This window comes from Ignavibacteriales bacterium, assembly GCA_016214905.1.
Lineage (GTDB): Bacteria > Bacteroidota > Ignavibacteria > UBA10030 > SZUA-254 > PNNN01.
Map to the genome: position 1 here is coordinate 63,914 of JACRMQ010000009.1, position 16,057 is coordinate 79,970.

Consider the following 16,057-nt stretch of genomic DNA (forward strand, 5'->3'; position numbering starts at 1 on the left):
TATGATTATTCAATCATTTATCTGATGATGATTTTAATTTAATTCCCGCGTTGGTTAAGGAGGCGGGATTGGAGGGGATTTTATGTAAGATAAATAATGTGAAGAATTATTGAGGGTGAATAATTCGATTGATGGTGAACGACCATGCCATAATGCTCTATCGACAAAAAACAAGGTTGATAAGAAAGAGGTGATTTGTTTGATCTGAGTTTGGTACAAAGGAGAATTTTCGCTCCTCTGATCAGTAAGAGTTTTTAATCTCTTGTTGAGCTTGGTTTCATCGCGATCTTGCCAGCACCAGAACAAGATAGAATCGCTCGATTCTTGGGAAGAAACTACGTCATACATTTCACCATTAATTTCAAATTCATTCTGTTCTTTCCATACCGGAATTATATTTGCTTCAACCTTCGAAAATTGAAAATGTTTCAATTCGGATTTGGGCATTCCATTTATTATTTGCCGCCGTACATCATATTTTATTAAATATTTTTGGAATTGAAGGAATGAAAACGGTCCGCTCAATGGCATAGTGAGCGCAATTAATAGTATTATGGATATTGATCTGTTCACGTTACTAAATTAATCTTTTTTTGATTAACTACCAAAATAATGGAATTTGGTTTGAAATGAACATCATTATAAATCGTAACAGGAATTAATATCCGCTTTGATTCGATGAAATTTTGCCACGAAACGATCTATATAAATAAATAAAATATCCTGATGTCAGAATAATTCCTATAATCCACCAAATTATTCCTACACTCAATCCGTATTCATGCGAAATTGCATTATATGCTGTGATCGAATAGCTTCGATTTGTAGATGCGATGAGAAGATTTGGGAAGTGCCCGAATGCTGTTGCGCATAACATCATCAAAATAAATATCGAGGAAGAAATAAATGCTTTCGTGTCTTTTCCTTTAATAATATACATAAACATTCCAACCAAACCTATGAATCCTCCCAGAGGGAAGATGTACCCTATTGGGTAGGCGGAATAATTATTCCAAACATCGGGGCGGATAGCGGTTGTAGCAACAACGGCGACTATCGATAATAACAAAACACCCCACCAAGATAATTTCGCAGCGGTTCTTGCCCGTGTTTGAAGAACTCCGTCTGTTTTCATCGCGATATAATTTGCCCCATGTGATAATAATGTGAAAAATGCAACAAGTCCCATTATTACCGTGAACCAATCAAGAATGCCGGATTCGGGGATGACAGTGAAAGTTGTCCAGAGCGGTTCAAAAAAATATCCATCCTGATTCAGAGGTACACCGCGAACAACATTCCCAAGCGCGGCACCAAAGAAAATTGCAAGCAAAATGCTTGCGATCGAAAACACACTATCCCAAAAAGATTTCCACATCGGATTTTGGATGAGATGACGAAATTCAATCCCGATGCCTCTCAATATCAATAACCATAGAACAATAATAAGCGGGAGGTAAAATCCGCTGAAGCTCGAGGCATACAATTTCGGGAATGCAAGGTAAAGCGCTCCACCTGCGGCAAGAAGCCACACCTCGTTCCCGTCCCATACAGGTCCGATTGTTTTGATGAGGGCTGTTCTTTCTTCCTCGGTTCTTCCGATAATTCTATGCAGAATACCCACCCCTAAATCGAAACCGTCGAGTACAACATACATTCCCAGCATAAAAGTGATGATGCAAAACCATAATATTTCCATAATCATATTCCTTTTTAATGAGTCTCAGTCGTTGATGATGGACCATTATTAATTGTTCTGATGACTAAGAGTATAAACAGTACGCCCAGTAAAAAATAAATTCCTAAAAATCCGAGTAATGTAAATAATCCGTTTCCGGCAGAAACGGTTGCTGAAGTTCCGACGTCTGTGCGCATTAATCCGTAAACAAGCCACGGTTGTCTTCCGATTTCAGATGTCATCCAGCCGGCAGTGTTAGCGATGTACGGGAATGGAAAGCTTAGCAGGAGAATCCATAACACCCAGCGTGATTCGAAAAGCTTTTTCTTCCAATAAAGAAAAATTGAAAGAATCATGATCGAAATAAAAATTGTTCCCAGACCAACCATTATATGATAACTGTAATAAAGGAGCGGAATGTTGTCGGGCCAATCAGATCGCGGAAACGCATCTAATCCTTTTACTTCCGCGTTCCATCTGTTATAAGTCAGAAAGCTGAGAAGATTTGGGACATGGAGAGGATTATCGAGGCGAAGTTTTTCCATGTCCGGTTGACCGATTATTACAAGTTCCGCGCCCTGCTTGGTTTCAAATAAACCTTCCATAGCGGCAAATTTGGGTCCTTGATGAGTTGCCACATTTTTTGCTTCAAAATCACCCGTTGGAAAAGCAAGAAAAATTGTCGAAATTAATCCGGCTATCATACCGGTTCTGATGAATGTTTTCCCATATTCAAGATCTCTTTTGGAGAGAAGATAATATGCGCCAACAGACATCATCACGAAGGTGGCAGTAACAACTGCGCCGATCATATTGTGTGCGTATTGTGATACTGCCCAAGGATTCAAGATTAATTCCCAAAAACTTGTAAGATGAACTGAACCGTCCGGTGAAAAAGCGTAACCAACAGGGTGTTGCATCCAAGCATTGGTAGCGATTATGAAGTAACCGGAAAGCCATGAGCCGACAAAGATGAGAATTGCAGATATGAGGTGACCGACCTGACCCAATTTCTTTTCCCCATAAAGAAATAGTCCGAGGAAACTTGATTCCAGGAAGAAAGCGAACATTCCTTCCATAGCTAGTGTTTGCCCTATTACACCACCTGCAAATGTTGAGAAGCGCGCCCAGTTGGTTCCAAATTGAAATTCCATCGGAATACCTGTAACAACTCCCATTGCGAAATTGATGCCGAATATTTTAGCCCAAAACCTCGCGGCTTTATTATAATGCTCGTTTTTCTTTTTGACGGCGAGATATTTCAGAATGACAATTAAAAGTGCCAATCCCATTGTGAGTTGAGGGAAGAGATAGTGGAACGAAATAGTGAAAACGAATTGGAGTCGGTCAATCAGCAGTGCATCCATAAATTAAAACCTTCGATGGTGTAACAATGAAAATTTTAATATAATAAGTATAAACCTTTAGTAATACAAAAGTATCACTTTTCGGAAAACGATGTTCGATGCTCGAGAATTGGTCACCGAATAATAGGCAGGATGTGGTTATCGAAAATATATCATTATATCATACAACATTTTTAAACTTCTTAGTATTAAGATACTCAATCGCACCTAACGCGGCTATTGTTCCATCCGCAACTGCCGTGGTTATCTGTCGGTATCTTTTTGCTGTAGAATCTCCCGCAGCATAAACACCTCTTATTTTCGTTTCCATCTTATCGTTTGTGACGATTTCATTTCGTTCATTCAATTCGATTATCCCTTTTAATTTTTCTGTGTTAGGTTCATAACCTATCAGAATAAAAACTCCATCAATCGGTTTTTCAATAATTTCGTTTGATGATTGATTATGAATCTTTACTTTCTCGAGTCTTTCATTCCCGTTAAACTCAATGATTTTCGATTCCATCAGAAACCTGATCTTAGGGTTGTTCTTGGCTTCTTCGACCGCTTGCGGGAATGCCTGGAAGTGATCAAACTGATGCACTACGGTAACCGAATTTGCGTATTTCGTCAACGACACCGCCTCTTCAAGCGCAGAGTTGCCCCCGCCAACAACAATGATATTCTTATCCTGAAAAAAATCACCATCGCATGTTGCACAATACGAAATTCCTTTACCTTTAAATTCTTCTTCACCCGGCACATTCAATGACCTGGATTTTCCTCCTGTCGCCAATATAACCGAATCTGAAGTGAATAAATCTTTCCCATTTATTTCAACGGTTTTGATATTGTTTCCGATTTCAAGTTTTGTGATGCGAACGTTCGATTTTATTGTGCATCCGAAGTTGAGAGCCTGCGCTTTCATTGTTCTCGCAAGTTGAAATCCGCTGATCTTCTCGATGCCGGGATAATTCGCAATCTCGTGCGTAAGAACAGTTTGTCCGCCTACAGCGCCTTCATTCAGTATCAGCGTTTTCATTTTACCGCGCGAAAGGTAAATGCCGACTGTTAAACCGGCAGGACCTGCACCTATTACGATTACATCAAAGTGATTATGATTCATAAATAATCAGCGTTTACTTTCCAAAGTTCGCGTCTAATATTTCGGTTATCTGATCGATCGATTGGATACTGCTTGTTGCTTTAACCACTTTTCCGTTCTTAAAATAGACGGTGAAGGGGAGTCCGTTAAAGTTTTTAGTCTCCGGCAAACTGCGAATTACGTTTCCAGTGACAGAATCAAATTCCATATCTGCGAACTTGACATTCTTATATGTGGGTTGAAGTTCCTCCATAGCTTCGTATACCGGAATACACATCGGTCCCATTCTGCCGCAGCAGACCATTACGTTTTCATTCTCTTTTAATGTTTGGTTGAATTTTTCTTCGGATGTAAGATGAGTGAGATTTGTTTGAAGCATATTATTTCTTTCCTTCTGCAAAAATTTGAATCTAAGAATATTTCAGTAATCTGTGGATTGGATGCGGTAATTTGGATGAAGGATTCAAGTGAAAATATGGGTGGGTGATAGTATTATAACGAGCAAATACCTCCATGGAGCGTTTTCAATTTTAGGTGTGTTGGGAAATATACATTTCCGGGGAATTTCCTTGAGTATTCGGTTATATTCAACATTTGCTGATGGCACAATTGTTGCCTTTTTATTTGATGATAATTTTATTTAATTCTAATAAGTTATTCGAATGAAACCTTCGTATAGAAAAACGATTGCATTTCTTTTGGCAACGATTATATTTCTGCACTCAATGCAGGGTTGCCGAACCAGCAAACCGGTGCAAGACTGTCGAGTTGCCGATACTATCACTTATGTTGATGTGGCAACTTATCCTTTCCCTAAACAAAAAATTATCGGAGCCGTTAATCAATTGCTACTCAAACGAGGTTATGTCGTTTTACCGAACGAATCAAACGATACAACTTTAATTGCAGATTATTGGAGCGATGAGATAATGATAGAAGAATATCGGGATCTAACTGACAAGCAGAATCATCCCACTTTCTTATCTTCGTTGATTACTTTTTTAGGGATAATATTTTTAATAGGACTTGTAGCGGCGAGTTTAAACTCCTCACCGGATGAGGAAGAAGAAATATCTTCGATTATCCCTGCAGATGAAAACGATAAAACCGTTTACAATTATCGTTTGTTTGTGGATGTTAAGGAGCTCAGTGATTCGACTACCGAAGTTGCGATCGATATCCTTAAAACAACATATAAAAATGATATTGAGACAGAATCGGTTTATTTAGAAAATAAATATATAAATCACTCGCTGATTTACGGCATCGATTCATGCCTCAGAAAATAATATTCGAATAATTAAAATTCCGCCTCTAAACCGAACACCGGGAAGAAAGCAAACTGATAAATTGTTTCTACCGTTCCGTCGCTTCTGTAATTTTTGAAGAAAATATTTTTTGTATTCATAACATTCATCACTGCAACGAAAGCATTGATGTTCCATCCATCCATGTAAAACCGGCTTATCCATTGCAAATCAAGACGACTGTAATCGGGATAGCGGTTTGCATTCTCCTGGGTCGAGGGGATCCACGATCCTGCCGACCAATTTACACCCCCCTCACGGTTCTGCTTCCACGTAACAAATTCTTGCGGCGTAAAAGTCCGACCTGTTTGAAAACGGTATTTGAAACTAATTTCCATTTCATTTGATAATGGAAGTATATAAGACGGATATTTTAAAAACGGAGTCGAGTTATCAAGCCAATCTCTGACACCTTTTACAACTTTGCCGGCTAAAGCTGTTATAATAACTGGATAATCATATTCGGAATTATACCAATTTGTATTGGGTGGAATCCGGGGATCTTTCATTTTAGTTTTTGAAAGAGAGAGACTTAATAATCCGTAATAATCCGAGACCTGTTTCTGCTCTAGTAGAAATTCCAAACCGTAAGCATACCGATCGCCTATGGTGAGCATCCGATCCGACCAAAAAGTATCGATGGCTGAATAAATGAAATCTTCTGAAACAGCAATCTGTTTATATTTTTTATAATAAGATTCAACGTTTAATTTTAAACCGTTTCCTAAAATGTGTTCTAATCCCAAAACATAATGTACCGACTTCATATTATCAATATAACGATTCACGCCGGTTTGCCGGTAATCGCCATAAAAGGGAAATGGCTGAGTCTGGAAATATTGTCCGGTGGCGAAAGTCAGAGTTGTCGTTGGTTGTATTATTTGATACGAAATTGAAGCTCTTGGAGAGAGTGATCCTTTCCCGGAGTATGAGAAATAATCGTACCTCAAGCCGTAAGAAAAAGCCAGGTCAGGAAATATTTTAAATTTATCATTCGCGTAAATAAAATATTTATTTTCTTTTCCGAAACCGATTGAATTGATATATCTGTATTGAGGTGTTGAAATAGGACCTGTTTCAAAAATGCCGTCCCGATTCAGATCATATCTCGATGTATCGGCTTCAAGAAAAACATCATTCGTCCATTTATGCGACGTTAAAATTTCCGCGCCTACAGATAAATCGTGTTGAGGATGGATTTGATAAAAAAGTTCATACTTTCCTCCGATGAACGACTCGCTCGAATAATTCTTAAAAAATATTCTACTGTTAAGTAGTTGATAAGAAAGCACTTCGCCATTTGGTCCACGGATATGTGAAGCATAATCTTCCCTAATATCCAAATTGGTGTTAGTGCCGGAGCCGTAGAATGTAAAAACCGAGTATCCTTTTTTGCCATATAAGGTTCTTAGATTCAGTCCGACTGCATATTGTTTTGTGACCGGATATAAATTATGCACGCTCGATGTGTCGTGCATGTTTTTCCTCAATTCATCCTTATCGTTCGGTTTGCCGTTGATATGTATGCGGCTGTCACCATAAAGAAGATTGAAACTCAGTTTTTGGGACGAAGAAAAATCATATGTGATTTTAGATTGAGTATCCCAATATTTGGGAATCGCGGTAAGTGATAATTTTGATAAACCGAAAGTTTTATCGATCAGTTCGAGAAGACTATTCCGGGCTGAGATGATATATGATCCATGTTCGCCCGCGAAACCTCCTTCAATCAATGTCCCGATTCCGGCCATGTTCATCGCAGTTTTAGATGCGAATACTTTACTTCGGTTTCCTTCACGTACTGTTAGATTCATAACCGACGAAATTCTATCGCCGAATTGCGCGGGGAATCCTCCTGTTGAAAATTGTACATCCTCGATCATATCGGCATTTACCATATTGATCGGTCCGGCAGAATTAAATTGGTTGGAGTAATGATTGATCGAGGGAATTTCCATGTGATCCATTATAGTCAGATTTTCGTACGGTGCACCGCCCCGCACAATAAGTTCGTTGATGTTATCGGTTGAGCTTGCCACGCCGGGTAGATTCTGAGCAACCCGCTGAACGTCCTGTATGCCACCAGGTAATCGAAGAACTTCAGATCGCTCTATCACGTTGGCGCTTACAGGACTCATCTCCTGTGCTTTTGAAAAATAACTCACTGAAGTAGTAACTCCTTCAACTTCAACCGCAGATTCATCGAGCGATATGGTTGCCGGTGTGGTTCGGCCGGTTGTAACAACAATATTCGTGATGATTTTTTGCGTGTAACCGACTGCCGATATTTTTAAGCTATAAGTTCCTACATCAACATTTTTAATATTAAAATCACCCTGAACATTAGAAGATGTACCGATGTTTGGTTTCTCGATTATCACAATGTTAACCGACGGAATAGGTTCCATATTCCGCGAATCGATTATTTTTCCCGTAATTTCACCTTTATGAGTTTGGGATGATGATATTTGTAAGAATAAACAGAAAATAATAAAGATTTTCTTGATCATAGATTAATCTCCTGATGAAGAATCATACGTGGAGTTTTTGGGCTGGTTGCACGTTTCCCTTCCAGAGTCCTCAAAATATAACAAATGAGATTCTGAAATTTATTTCATTATTTTTGTTATCTCAGTTATTTCTTTCGGCACACGATCTGTTAACACTTCACAACCAGATTCAGTTACAAGCACATCATCTTCGATCCGTATCCCGAAGCCGCGATAATTTTCCCCAATACTATCAGCATCAACGGGAATATAAATCCCCGGCTCAACAGTTATTACCATTCCGGCACGAAGTGTATCACTTGCCCAAATATCATGGACATCAATTCCTACAGGATGAGTAACACCATGACGGATAAATTTTCCGAATCCTGCATGCACGATTACTTCTTTTGCCTTTTCATCCATATCCTTCATCGTGATTCCGGGTTTGATGATTTTAATAACTTCTTCCTGAGCTTTCAAAACTATATTATAAACTTCTGCCTGTGCTTTTGTAAATTTTCCCGAAACAGGAATTGTTCTGGTGATATCACAAGCATATCCGTCGTATTCCGCACCGACATCCATAACAACGAGATCTCCATTTTTCATCTGCCGGCGGTTATCATCGTAATGTAATATGAGCGAGTTTTCTCCCGATCCAATAATGGATGTCCAACTTGGGAAATCAGCGCATCCGCGCATCATCTCATATTCGATATCTGCTTGTAACTCGTATTCCCACTTATCCGGCTGGCAATCCATCATCGCGCGTTTTAAACCATTCCAGGTTAGCTCGATAGACTTTTGCATAAGCCGCAACTCGGCTTCGGATTTTATTTCTCTGAATTTACCAAACAGCGGCAGTGCATTTTTCACTTTGAGATCAGGGTATCGCTGCTCAAGTTCTTTCTTCGCGTTCTTGTCGAAGAAGATTTTCTTATCGTTGAGCCAGTCGTTCACAAATTGTAAATCCGGGGCAGAGATATAAAGAGTTCTGGCATTTGCCAAAACCGACTTGAATATCTCCTGAAATCTTGAGATGTTGCAAATGATTTCATTTGCTCCTGTTTTTGTTCGTGTGCTTTCTTCCTGACTTGTTGTGAACAAGAAAACATTATTACGCTTACCGTCAATTTCAAATCCTACGGGAGTGAAAATAATATACCGGTTGGTAGATCTCCAACCGGTAAGATAAAGAAAATTACTTTCCTGCCTGTATCTGTATTCGACGTCGTTCGATCGCATTTTATAATCACCTGATCTCATTACCACAATTGCGCCGGAATCTAACGATAAAAGTAATTGCTGCCGCCGATTTGCGAACTCATCTTGTGAAATGCCCGAAGAGTTGTTCCGACAATACACAATCTCGCAAAATATCAAGAGGAGACCGAATATATAAATCAACCGATACCGCATCTTACTTCTCTAAAAGTGTTTTAACTGATTTGCTTGTTACCGACATAGGGATCGTCATATTTTGCTGACCAGTGATTGCCATTGTTTGTTCGTTATCTGTTGTCGATTCTTCGACTACTGTCATGCCGGCTTTCGGATCGAAATACAAGATACCTTTTACTTTGCCGCCACCTTCAACAAACAACTCCATACCGTTCATCATCATTTTTCCGGTGTCCGAAGTAGTGCCGGTATAATCGATTTTAAGACAATCTCGATTTTGTTTTTTCTCTTTTCCGCTGAGAGTATATTCAAAATTCGACGTATGATAAATCTTTCCGCCCATCGATTCAATCGTATCGATAGTTGTTGAATTCCATTTTTCTCCGATTTTCACTTCCTTCTCGGGTAGGCGGGTTATCTGAGCCATACCGCGCTGTGAACCTCCGCCCATAATCCCTTCGTTTTTAATCGTGTCGATAATCTCTCGTGATAAAACGGCTCCGATTTTCGAGACCGTAATTTTCGTGCGCTTGCCGATGAGATTACTGAGAATCATTGTTGTATCCTTCATCGGGCTCTTTGTTGTATTCTTCGCAGAATCGACACTAACAACGAGCCCAAAATTTCCCTCCTTTGTAATATCATCTACTGCAACGCGGATCGTCATATCGCTTGCGTTTGTAATCTTCATTTCTTTGCCCATCATTTCTTGTGTAATGTTGCTGTTTGATATGTGATTGAATCGATATGTTTTCCCTTTTTGAAATTTGTACTCAATCTTGTAGCTATCTTGCGCAATGAGTGAATATCCCATGAACGATATTGCTATCGCTATGAGTGACAGATGTAAATAGAATTTGTTCATACTAACTCCTTGATTATTGGATTTTAAAAAATATTTTTAATCTTACTCTAGTGCTGACATATTTTTTATGTCTCTTTCTGAGAGTGGAAAACTCAAAAGGTGTAACTGAAATTAAAACAATGTCTTTGAATCTATTAATTTATATCTTCTTCCCTCGTTCGCTATCCGCCACGCGGTGCGGAAGACAAGCTGAGCAGCTCGCGCGGCTTTATTTGTATTGATAAATTCGGGATTATCTGAGACTTTGTGGAGATCGGAATGTAATCCGGAATGATAAAACAGAAACGGAATATTTTTCTTCTGAAAATACATGTGGTCGCTTCCGCCTTGTAGCGATTCCTCGTCCAGTAGTGTAAACCCGATTTCTTTATTTTCTTCTTCATTGATTTTAGCAAGTTCAGGACATAATGCTTCACCCACCATCCACAGAGTATCATCTCCGTTCCGTCCCACCATATCAATATTTAACATTGCAACGGTTTCATCAAGAGGGAAGATCGGTTTGTTCACATAAGAGCGCGATCCCATCAAACCTTTTTCTTCACCTGTAAATGCAATGAAAATGACGCTTCTTTTTGGTTTTTGACCGATTGTGCTGAATGCCTGGGCAACTGCCATAACGGTACTTGTGCCGGAAGCGTTATCATCCGCACCATTGAAAATATAATCGACAGTGTCGGTGTGCTGTTTCATATACCCAACGTGATCGTAATGACCACCGATAATGACTACTTCATTCTTAAGTTTCGGATCAGAACCTTCTATGTACCCAATTACGTTCTGGCTTGATTTATCTTCAATAGTTGTTGTTGTCTTTAATGATATCAATGCATCTTTGATTTCGAACGAGTGCTGCTGAAGTGTGTTGTCGATTTTTGATTGAATATTTTTTAATTCGTCCACACTTCCAAAAAGTTTTGATATAACCTCTTCACCGATTTGTACAACAGGGACTCTCTTTTCTGTTTCATCAATCAAAACCATTGGCAGTGCATCTTTGGGTAAAGTTTTGGATAGTGAGGGCCATGGAAAGCCGCGCGGTGTAAGCGAAGTGTGATTAAGCGGCTCTGTTACAACAAGTACCCCAAGTGCGCCATGCTCGATCGCGTTTTTTACTTTTTCACTAATATTTGAATATTGGGTTTCATCGATTCCTTTGAAAACCGAATTCGAATCGTTCTCCTGCGGTTCATGTTTTAGAACGAGAACGATCTTCCCTTTGGCATCGATATCTTTGTAGTCGTCATATTTATAATCGGGGGCGGTGATGCCGTAACCTGCAAATAGTATGGAACCGTTTGCTTCTTTATTTCCTGTCAGATCGAAAGGAGTGAATTCCGATTTTATTTTATACGATTGTTCTGAATTATCTTTTGTAATTTTCAAATAATTATCTTCCCCCAAACTCACGATCCCAAGTCCTACTTTCTGATAATAACTTCCGTTTACTGGTTGAAGCCCGCTCGACTTAAAAATTTCCGCAATGTAAGAAGCGGCTGAATCAAGCTGGCGGCTTGGTGTATCTCTTCCCATCATAGAATCGGATGCTAATGTGAAAATGTGTTTCTTCATCAGATCAGGAGTGATTATATTTTCTCCGGCCAAGCGGTTATCCTGAAGAGAAGTTGAGGCACAGCCAAATAGTGAGATGAATATTAAGAGCGAAAATGATAGCAGAACAGCGGGCTTCATAATTGGATAATTCTCTTGATATTGAAGAAATAAAGGAATTTATATGTGGAAAATATATGATTAATCGGAGGGAATGTCAAATGTGAACTCCGATCTCTATCATAGTTTAATCTTTGACGGAAGTCGGAGTTCTGCGATATGAATCTAGCTTACTTCGCCACAAACTCTTCGGCAAAGTATTTTGCTGTCAATCCTTCGCCGGTGGCTTGTTTCAGGAAATCATTCCACTGATACTTAGAGCCGGGCATGAAAATTTTTTGCTTCAGGTAATCTCCGATCTCCGGCTTACCTGCAAAAGATATTCCGGCAAACGCGTTTTGTTTCTCGACAGTCCGTACGATACTGTTCGTAATCTGAGATGCGGCAAGTTCGCCGAGCGTGTAGTTATGATAGTAGCAAGGATATTGCGCGAGATGAATCTTCGCAGCCCAATCAGGTTCATTACGATTATCCGGACGTTTAACGAATTGATATTGTTCTACCAAATCCCACCACAGTTTGTTCAAATCCTGATCCGGGTTCTGATACATTGCCCGTTCGAATCGCACCATCACCTGTGACCAGCGCGTGAATGCTAATTGCGTCATTCTTAAATTCTCAAAAACTTCTTTGCGGAGAGATTCTTTTTCTTTCTCATCCAAGCCAACCAAAGTTTGCAACCAATCTACATTGTATGCCTGCCTGCCCATCAGATTTGCAATTGCTTCTGTTGTAAATGTATGTGCTTCAGTTCGCAGCAAGAAAGGAAGATTACGGTCAACATTCAATGAATATACACCGTGACCTAACTCGTGTAAAAGTGTTCCCATCCATTCATGATTGTCGGTAATGTTGCACATTGTTCTCACATCGCCAAGCCGGTCTATGTCGTTGCAGAAAGCGTGCTGGTACTTACCTTCGCGCGGGTAAAGATCGCTGTTCTTGAGGATTTCTTCGACGGGCAGATTGATACCTTTGAAAAATTCGGTTCCGAGTTTAACAACATCTTTTCCTGTGAAAAATTTATCAAGATCGACTGTGCCCGCTTCAGATATTTCCTGGAAGAACGGATTCACATAATGCCATGGCATAAGTTTTTCCGGTTTTGTGCCGAGCTTCTTTGCTATCGACGCATCAAGCTCCGATTTTAATTGTTTGAATGGTTCATCTGTTAATTGTTTTAATTCATCGAATACTTTGATGACATCATCTGCATTCTGCTCATCGGTTGCAAGTGCCATAACATAATAGTTATCGAAACCAAGCTGCTTTGCCCCCTGATTGCGAAGCTTAACTAACTCGATGATCAGCGGTGCAACTTCACGCCCGACTTGTTTGGTCGCTTCCCAAGCTTGTTTTCGTTTATCAGAGTTAAGTTCATCTTTCAGCATGCCGCGTAAATCGTTATCAGCGTATTCTTTTCCGTCAATCTTGCCACGGAAGTTGTTGAACTTTTCAGAAATTGCTGCCTGCTTCTCAACCATCTGCCGCATCAGCGTAGTGTCGATCTGATTTTTCAGAAAATTATTGTACAGAACTATTAGCTGTCGCTGGAGAAGAGTATCTTTAATTGTTCCTCTCTCCTTCAACTCCTTGAGGAAAGCATAGTCGGTTTTATTGGAGCGGATTTTTTTAATTTCAATTTCAGCCGCCGCGGATTCGTCGTAAAATTTCTTTTCACCAGTTGCGTTTGCCTGCCAGTCGGCAAGATTCTGCTTTTTCATCAACGGCTCGACTGTTTTGAGATGATTAGTGATGAAGTCACTCAGCTTCTCCTCGTCTGTTGGGGCGGGAGAGCAGGATATCATGAAGATGAACATAGAAAATAATGACATATTTAAAATCAGTTTCATAAAATTCCTTTTGATGTGTAAAATCTTATTTAGCATACGAATTGGGGTGAATTATGTTGTGAAAAATATAAGCTTTCTCGCGTGAAATGTCAAACAATCGTAGAGTTCGACTCATAGTCGATTTTTTCGCTAAGTCCATTTGAGAGATGGACTCTACCCCAGCAACTCGGCAACTTTTTTAATATCATTCGTCGGCAGTTGACAGCGATAATTCTGACAAATATAAGCTGTTGCTTTACCGTCAATCATCGTCATATTTTCGATGAACGGCAGATAGGCGACTAACTTCGATTTCGAATCGTCATCTACAAGCAGGATGATATTATTCGGGAGGAAATGTTTACGGATTTCTCGTAACATTATTTTAGTATCCTCCGCATTTCGATTACCGACTATAATTATTTCCTTCGGAGTTGTGATATCCCAATTCAGAGCAACTAACACTTGCGGCAATCCATCTGGCATTTGGATCAAGCGAGCGCCGAACGATTGAATCGTTTTTTCTGCCATTCCGCGCCAATCACTCTTTATATTTTGCGTAGAGTCCGACTCATAGTCGGACATTGTAGGAAGTCCATCTGCGAGATGGACTCTACCATTCGTTATTTGAGAAAGTTTCAGGAGATTCAGCGCGGCTATGGAGTTGCCTGTTGGCTCGGCGCCATCATAATCTTCTTTTGCTCTTAAAAGAATTGATGGATCGTTTCCGGTTGTGTCAAAAAATCCGCCCGACTCTTTATCCCAAAATAATTCAATCTGTTTTGCCGTTAAAGAAATTGCGTATTCAAGCCATTGGAAATTGAAAGTTGTTTCGTAAAGATCAATTAACCCCTGAGCCATAAAAGCATAATCCTGCAAGCCGCCATCGAATCGGGCATCACCGTCGCGGTAACGGCGATAGAGCGTTTGAGTCGTTGGGTCGTATAGATTATTCATTATGAAGCGTGCAGCAGTTTCTGCGGTTTCAAGGTAAAGATCGTACTCTAGTATTTGGTATGCTTTAGCGAAAGCCGATATCATCAATCCGTTCCAAGCAGTTATTATTTTATCGTCAAGATGCGGGTGCGGACGTTTCTCGCGTTCAAGATATAATTTATGTTTCGCGGCAAGAAGAAGTCGGTTTAACTCATCCGGCGATTTGCCGAACTTTTGCGCGGTCTCATCGATATTATGAGAGACATAAAGAATGTTTTGTCCGTAAAAAACATTCAAGTGATCTTGAAGCGCGTTTCCGTTATCTTCAACTCCGAAATAATAGTTGAAGATTTCGGCATTATCTGTTCCGATTATTGATTCGATCCCTGATTTTGCCCAAACATAAAATGCACCTTCTTCTTTTTCTTTGGGTTTCGTTAAATCTGTAATACTCTCTGCGTCCTCAGCCGAATAAAATCCACCATCTCTATGATGAAGTTTTATCAAAACATAATCTAAAATACCTTTTGCGGTTTCAAGCAGTGTATCGTCCCTAGTGATCTGATATGTTTCTAAATATGAGATTGCAAGCTGTGCCTGATCGTAGAGCATTTTCTCGAAATGTGGAACACGCCATTGCTCATCAACTGAATAGCGATGAAAACCGCCTCCAAGCTGATCGTACATGCCGCCTCGTGCCATTGCGCGCAGTGTGTTGAGAACTATTTTAAGCGACGAGCCATTGCCGGTTCGTTTAAAATATCTCAGGAGAAAATTAAACGCGGATGGTCTGGGAAATTTTGGTGCATTGCCGAATCCACAATATTGAGGATCGTAGTTCTGGAGAAATTGCTGATATGCTTTACCGATGATAGATTCATCTATCAAAATTCCATTCTCTTTTTTCGAGTTTTCAATGAGATGTGCGGTGATTTGATCGCTTGTTGTAACGATTTTATTTCGATCGTTTAGCCAAAGCTCACTGATGCGTTTTACCAGATCAGAGAATCCCGGTTTGCCATGATGTTCCGTTGGGCGGATATATGTCGCGGCATAGAAAGGTTTCAGATCATGAGTAAGAAAAACCGACATGGGCCAACCGCCTTGACCCGTGGTGGCAACAAGTGCGCTCATATAAACGCGATCAACATCGGGGCGCTCCTCGCGGTCGACTTTTATGTTGACCATTTTCTCATTCATAATTTGAGCGATAGTTTCATTCTCAAATACTTCCCGTTCCATTACATGACACCAGTAACAGGTTGAATATCCTATTGATAAGAAAATCGGTTTGTTTTCTTGCCGTGCTTTTTCAAATGCTTCTTCGCCCCATGGATACCAATCTACGGGATTGTGCGCGTGCTGAAGGAGATACGGGCTTTTTTCGTTAATGAGGCGATTTGGAATGTTTATCATTTTATCTT

The 16,057-nt window shown here is 39.9% G+C and carries 12 protein-coding genes; 1 reads left to right on the plus strand and 11 read right to left on the minus strand.

Translation table 11 applies throughout. The features are described 5' to 3' along the window. Window positions 1–54: 54 nt before the first annotated feature. The 5 genes from HZB59_13740 to HZB59_13760 form a co-directional block, all read right to left on the minus strand. Entirely contained in the window at window positions 55–573 is a 519-nt protein-coding gene (locus HZB59_13740) for a hypothetical protein (protein MBI5022492.1), read from the minus strand. An 85-nt stretch (window positions 574–658) separates the two neighbouring features. Beyond that, a complete protein-coding gene (gene cydB, locus HZB59_13745; protein MBI5022493.1) occupies window positions 659–1,705 on the minus strand; it encodes a cytochrome d ubiquinol oxidase subunit II in 1,047 nt (348 codons plus the stop codon). Between the two features lie 8 nt (window positions 1,706–1,713). After that, a complete protein-coding gene (locus tag HZB59_13750) occupies window positions 1,714–3,045 on the minus strand; it encodes a cytochrome ubiquinol oxidase subunit I (GenBank protein MBI5022494.1) in 1,332 nt (443 codons plus the stop codon). A gap of 160 nt (window positions 3,046–3,205) precedes the next feature. Beyond that, entirely contained in the window at window positions 3,206–4,150 is a 945-nt protein-coding gene (locus HZB59_13755; GenBank protein ID MBI5022495.1) for an FAD-dependent oxidoreductase, read from the minus strand. Window positions 4,151–4,163: 13 nt separating this feature from the next. Beyond that, the gene (locus HZB59_13760; GenBank protein MBI5022496.1) at window positions 4,164–4,508 is read right to left on the minus strand and encodes a thioredoxin; all 345 of its coding nucleotides are present in this window, start codon (window positions 4,506–4,508) and stop codon (window positions 4,164–4,166) included. Between the two features lie 283 nt (window positions 4,509–4,791). On the opposite strand from HZB59_13760, the gene HZB59_13765 reads away from it, so the two are divergent. Beyond that, window positions 4,792–5,418 carry a hypothetical protein gene (locus HZB59_13765; GenBank protein ID MBI5022497.1) on the plus strand — a complete coding sequence of 209 codons (627 nt, stop codon included), beginning with the start codon at window positions 4,792–4,794 and terminating at the stop codon, window positions 5,416–5,418. Window positions 5,419–5,429: 11 nt separating this feature from the next. On the opposite strand, the gene HZB59_13770 is transcribed toward HZB59_13765, so the two are convergent. The 6 genes from HZB59_13770 to HZB59_13795 all read right to left on the minus strand — a co-directional run bounded on the left by HZB59_13770 (window position 5,430) and on the right by HZB59_13795 (window position 16,049). After that, window positions 5,430–7,946 carry a TonB-dependent receptor gene (locus tag HZB59_13770; protein ID MBI5022498.1) on the minus strand — a complete coding sequence of 839 codons (2,517 nt, stop codon included), beginning with the start codon at window positions 7,944–7,946 and terminating at the stop codon, window positions 5,430–5,432. 99 nt (window positions 7,947–8,045) lie between these two features. Then, window positions 8,046–9,347, minus strand: a complete 1,302-nt coding sequence (locus HZB59_13775) for an aminopeptidase P N-terminal domain-containing protein (protein MBI5022499.1) — start codon at window positions 9,345–9,347, stop codon at window positions 8,046–8,048. 1 nt (window position 9,348) lies between these two features. Next, window positions 9,349–10,194 (minus strand): hypothetical protein, encoded by an 846-nt coding sequence (locus tag HZB59_13780; GenBank protein ID MBI5022500.1) that lies wholly within the window; start codon window positions 10,192–10,194, stop codon window positions 9,349–9,351. 111 nt (window positions 10,195–10,305) lie between these two features. Next, window positions 10,306–11,886 (minus strand): M28 family peptidase, encoded by a 1,581-nt coding sequence (locus tag HZB59_13785; GenBank protein ID MBI5022501.1) that lies wholly within the window; start codon window positions 11,884–11,886, stop codon window positions 10,306–10,308. Window positions 11,887–12,035: 149 nt separating this feature from the next. After that, on the minus strand, window positions 12,036–13,718 hold the full coding sequence (locus HZB59_13790; GenBank protein MBI5022502.1) for a M2 family metallopeptidase: 1,683 nt from the start codon (window positions 13,716–13,718) through the stop codon (window positions 12,036–12,038). Between the two features lie 153 nt (window positions 13,719–13,871). After that, on the minus strand, window positions 13,872–16,049 hold the full coding sequence (locus HZB59_13795) for a thioredoxin domain-containing protein (GenBank protein MBI5022503.1): 2,178 nt from the start codon (window positions 16,047–16,049) through the stop codon (window positions 13,872–13,874). Window positions 16,050–16,057: the final 8 nt, after the last annotated feature.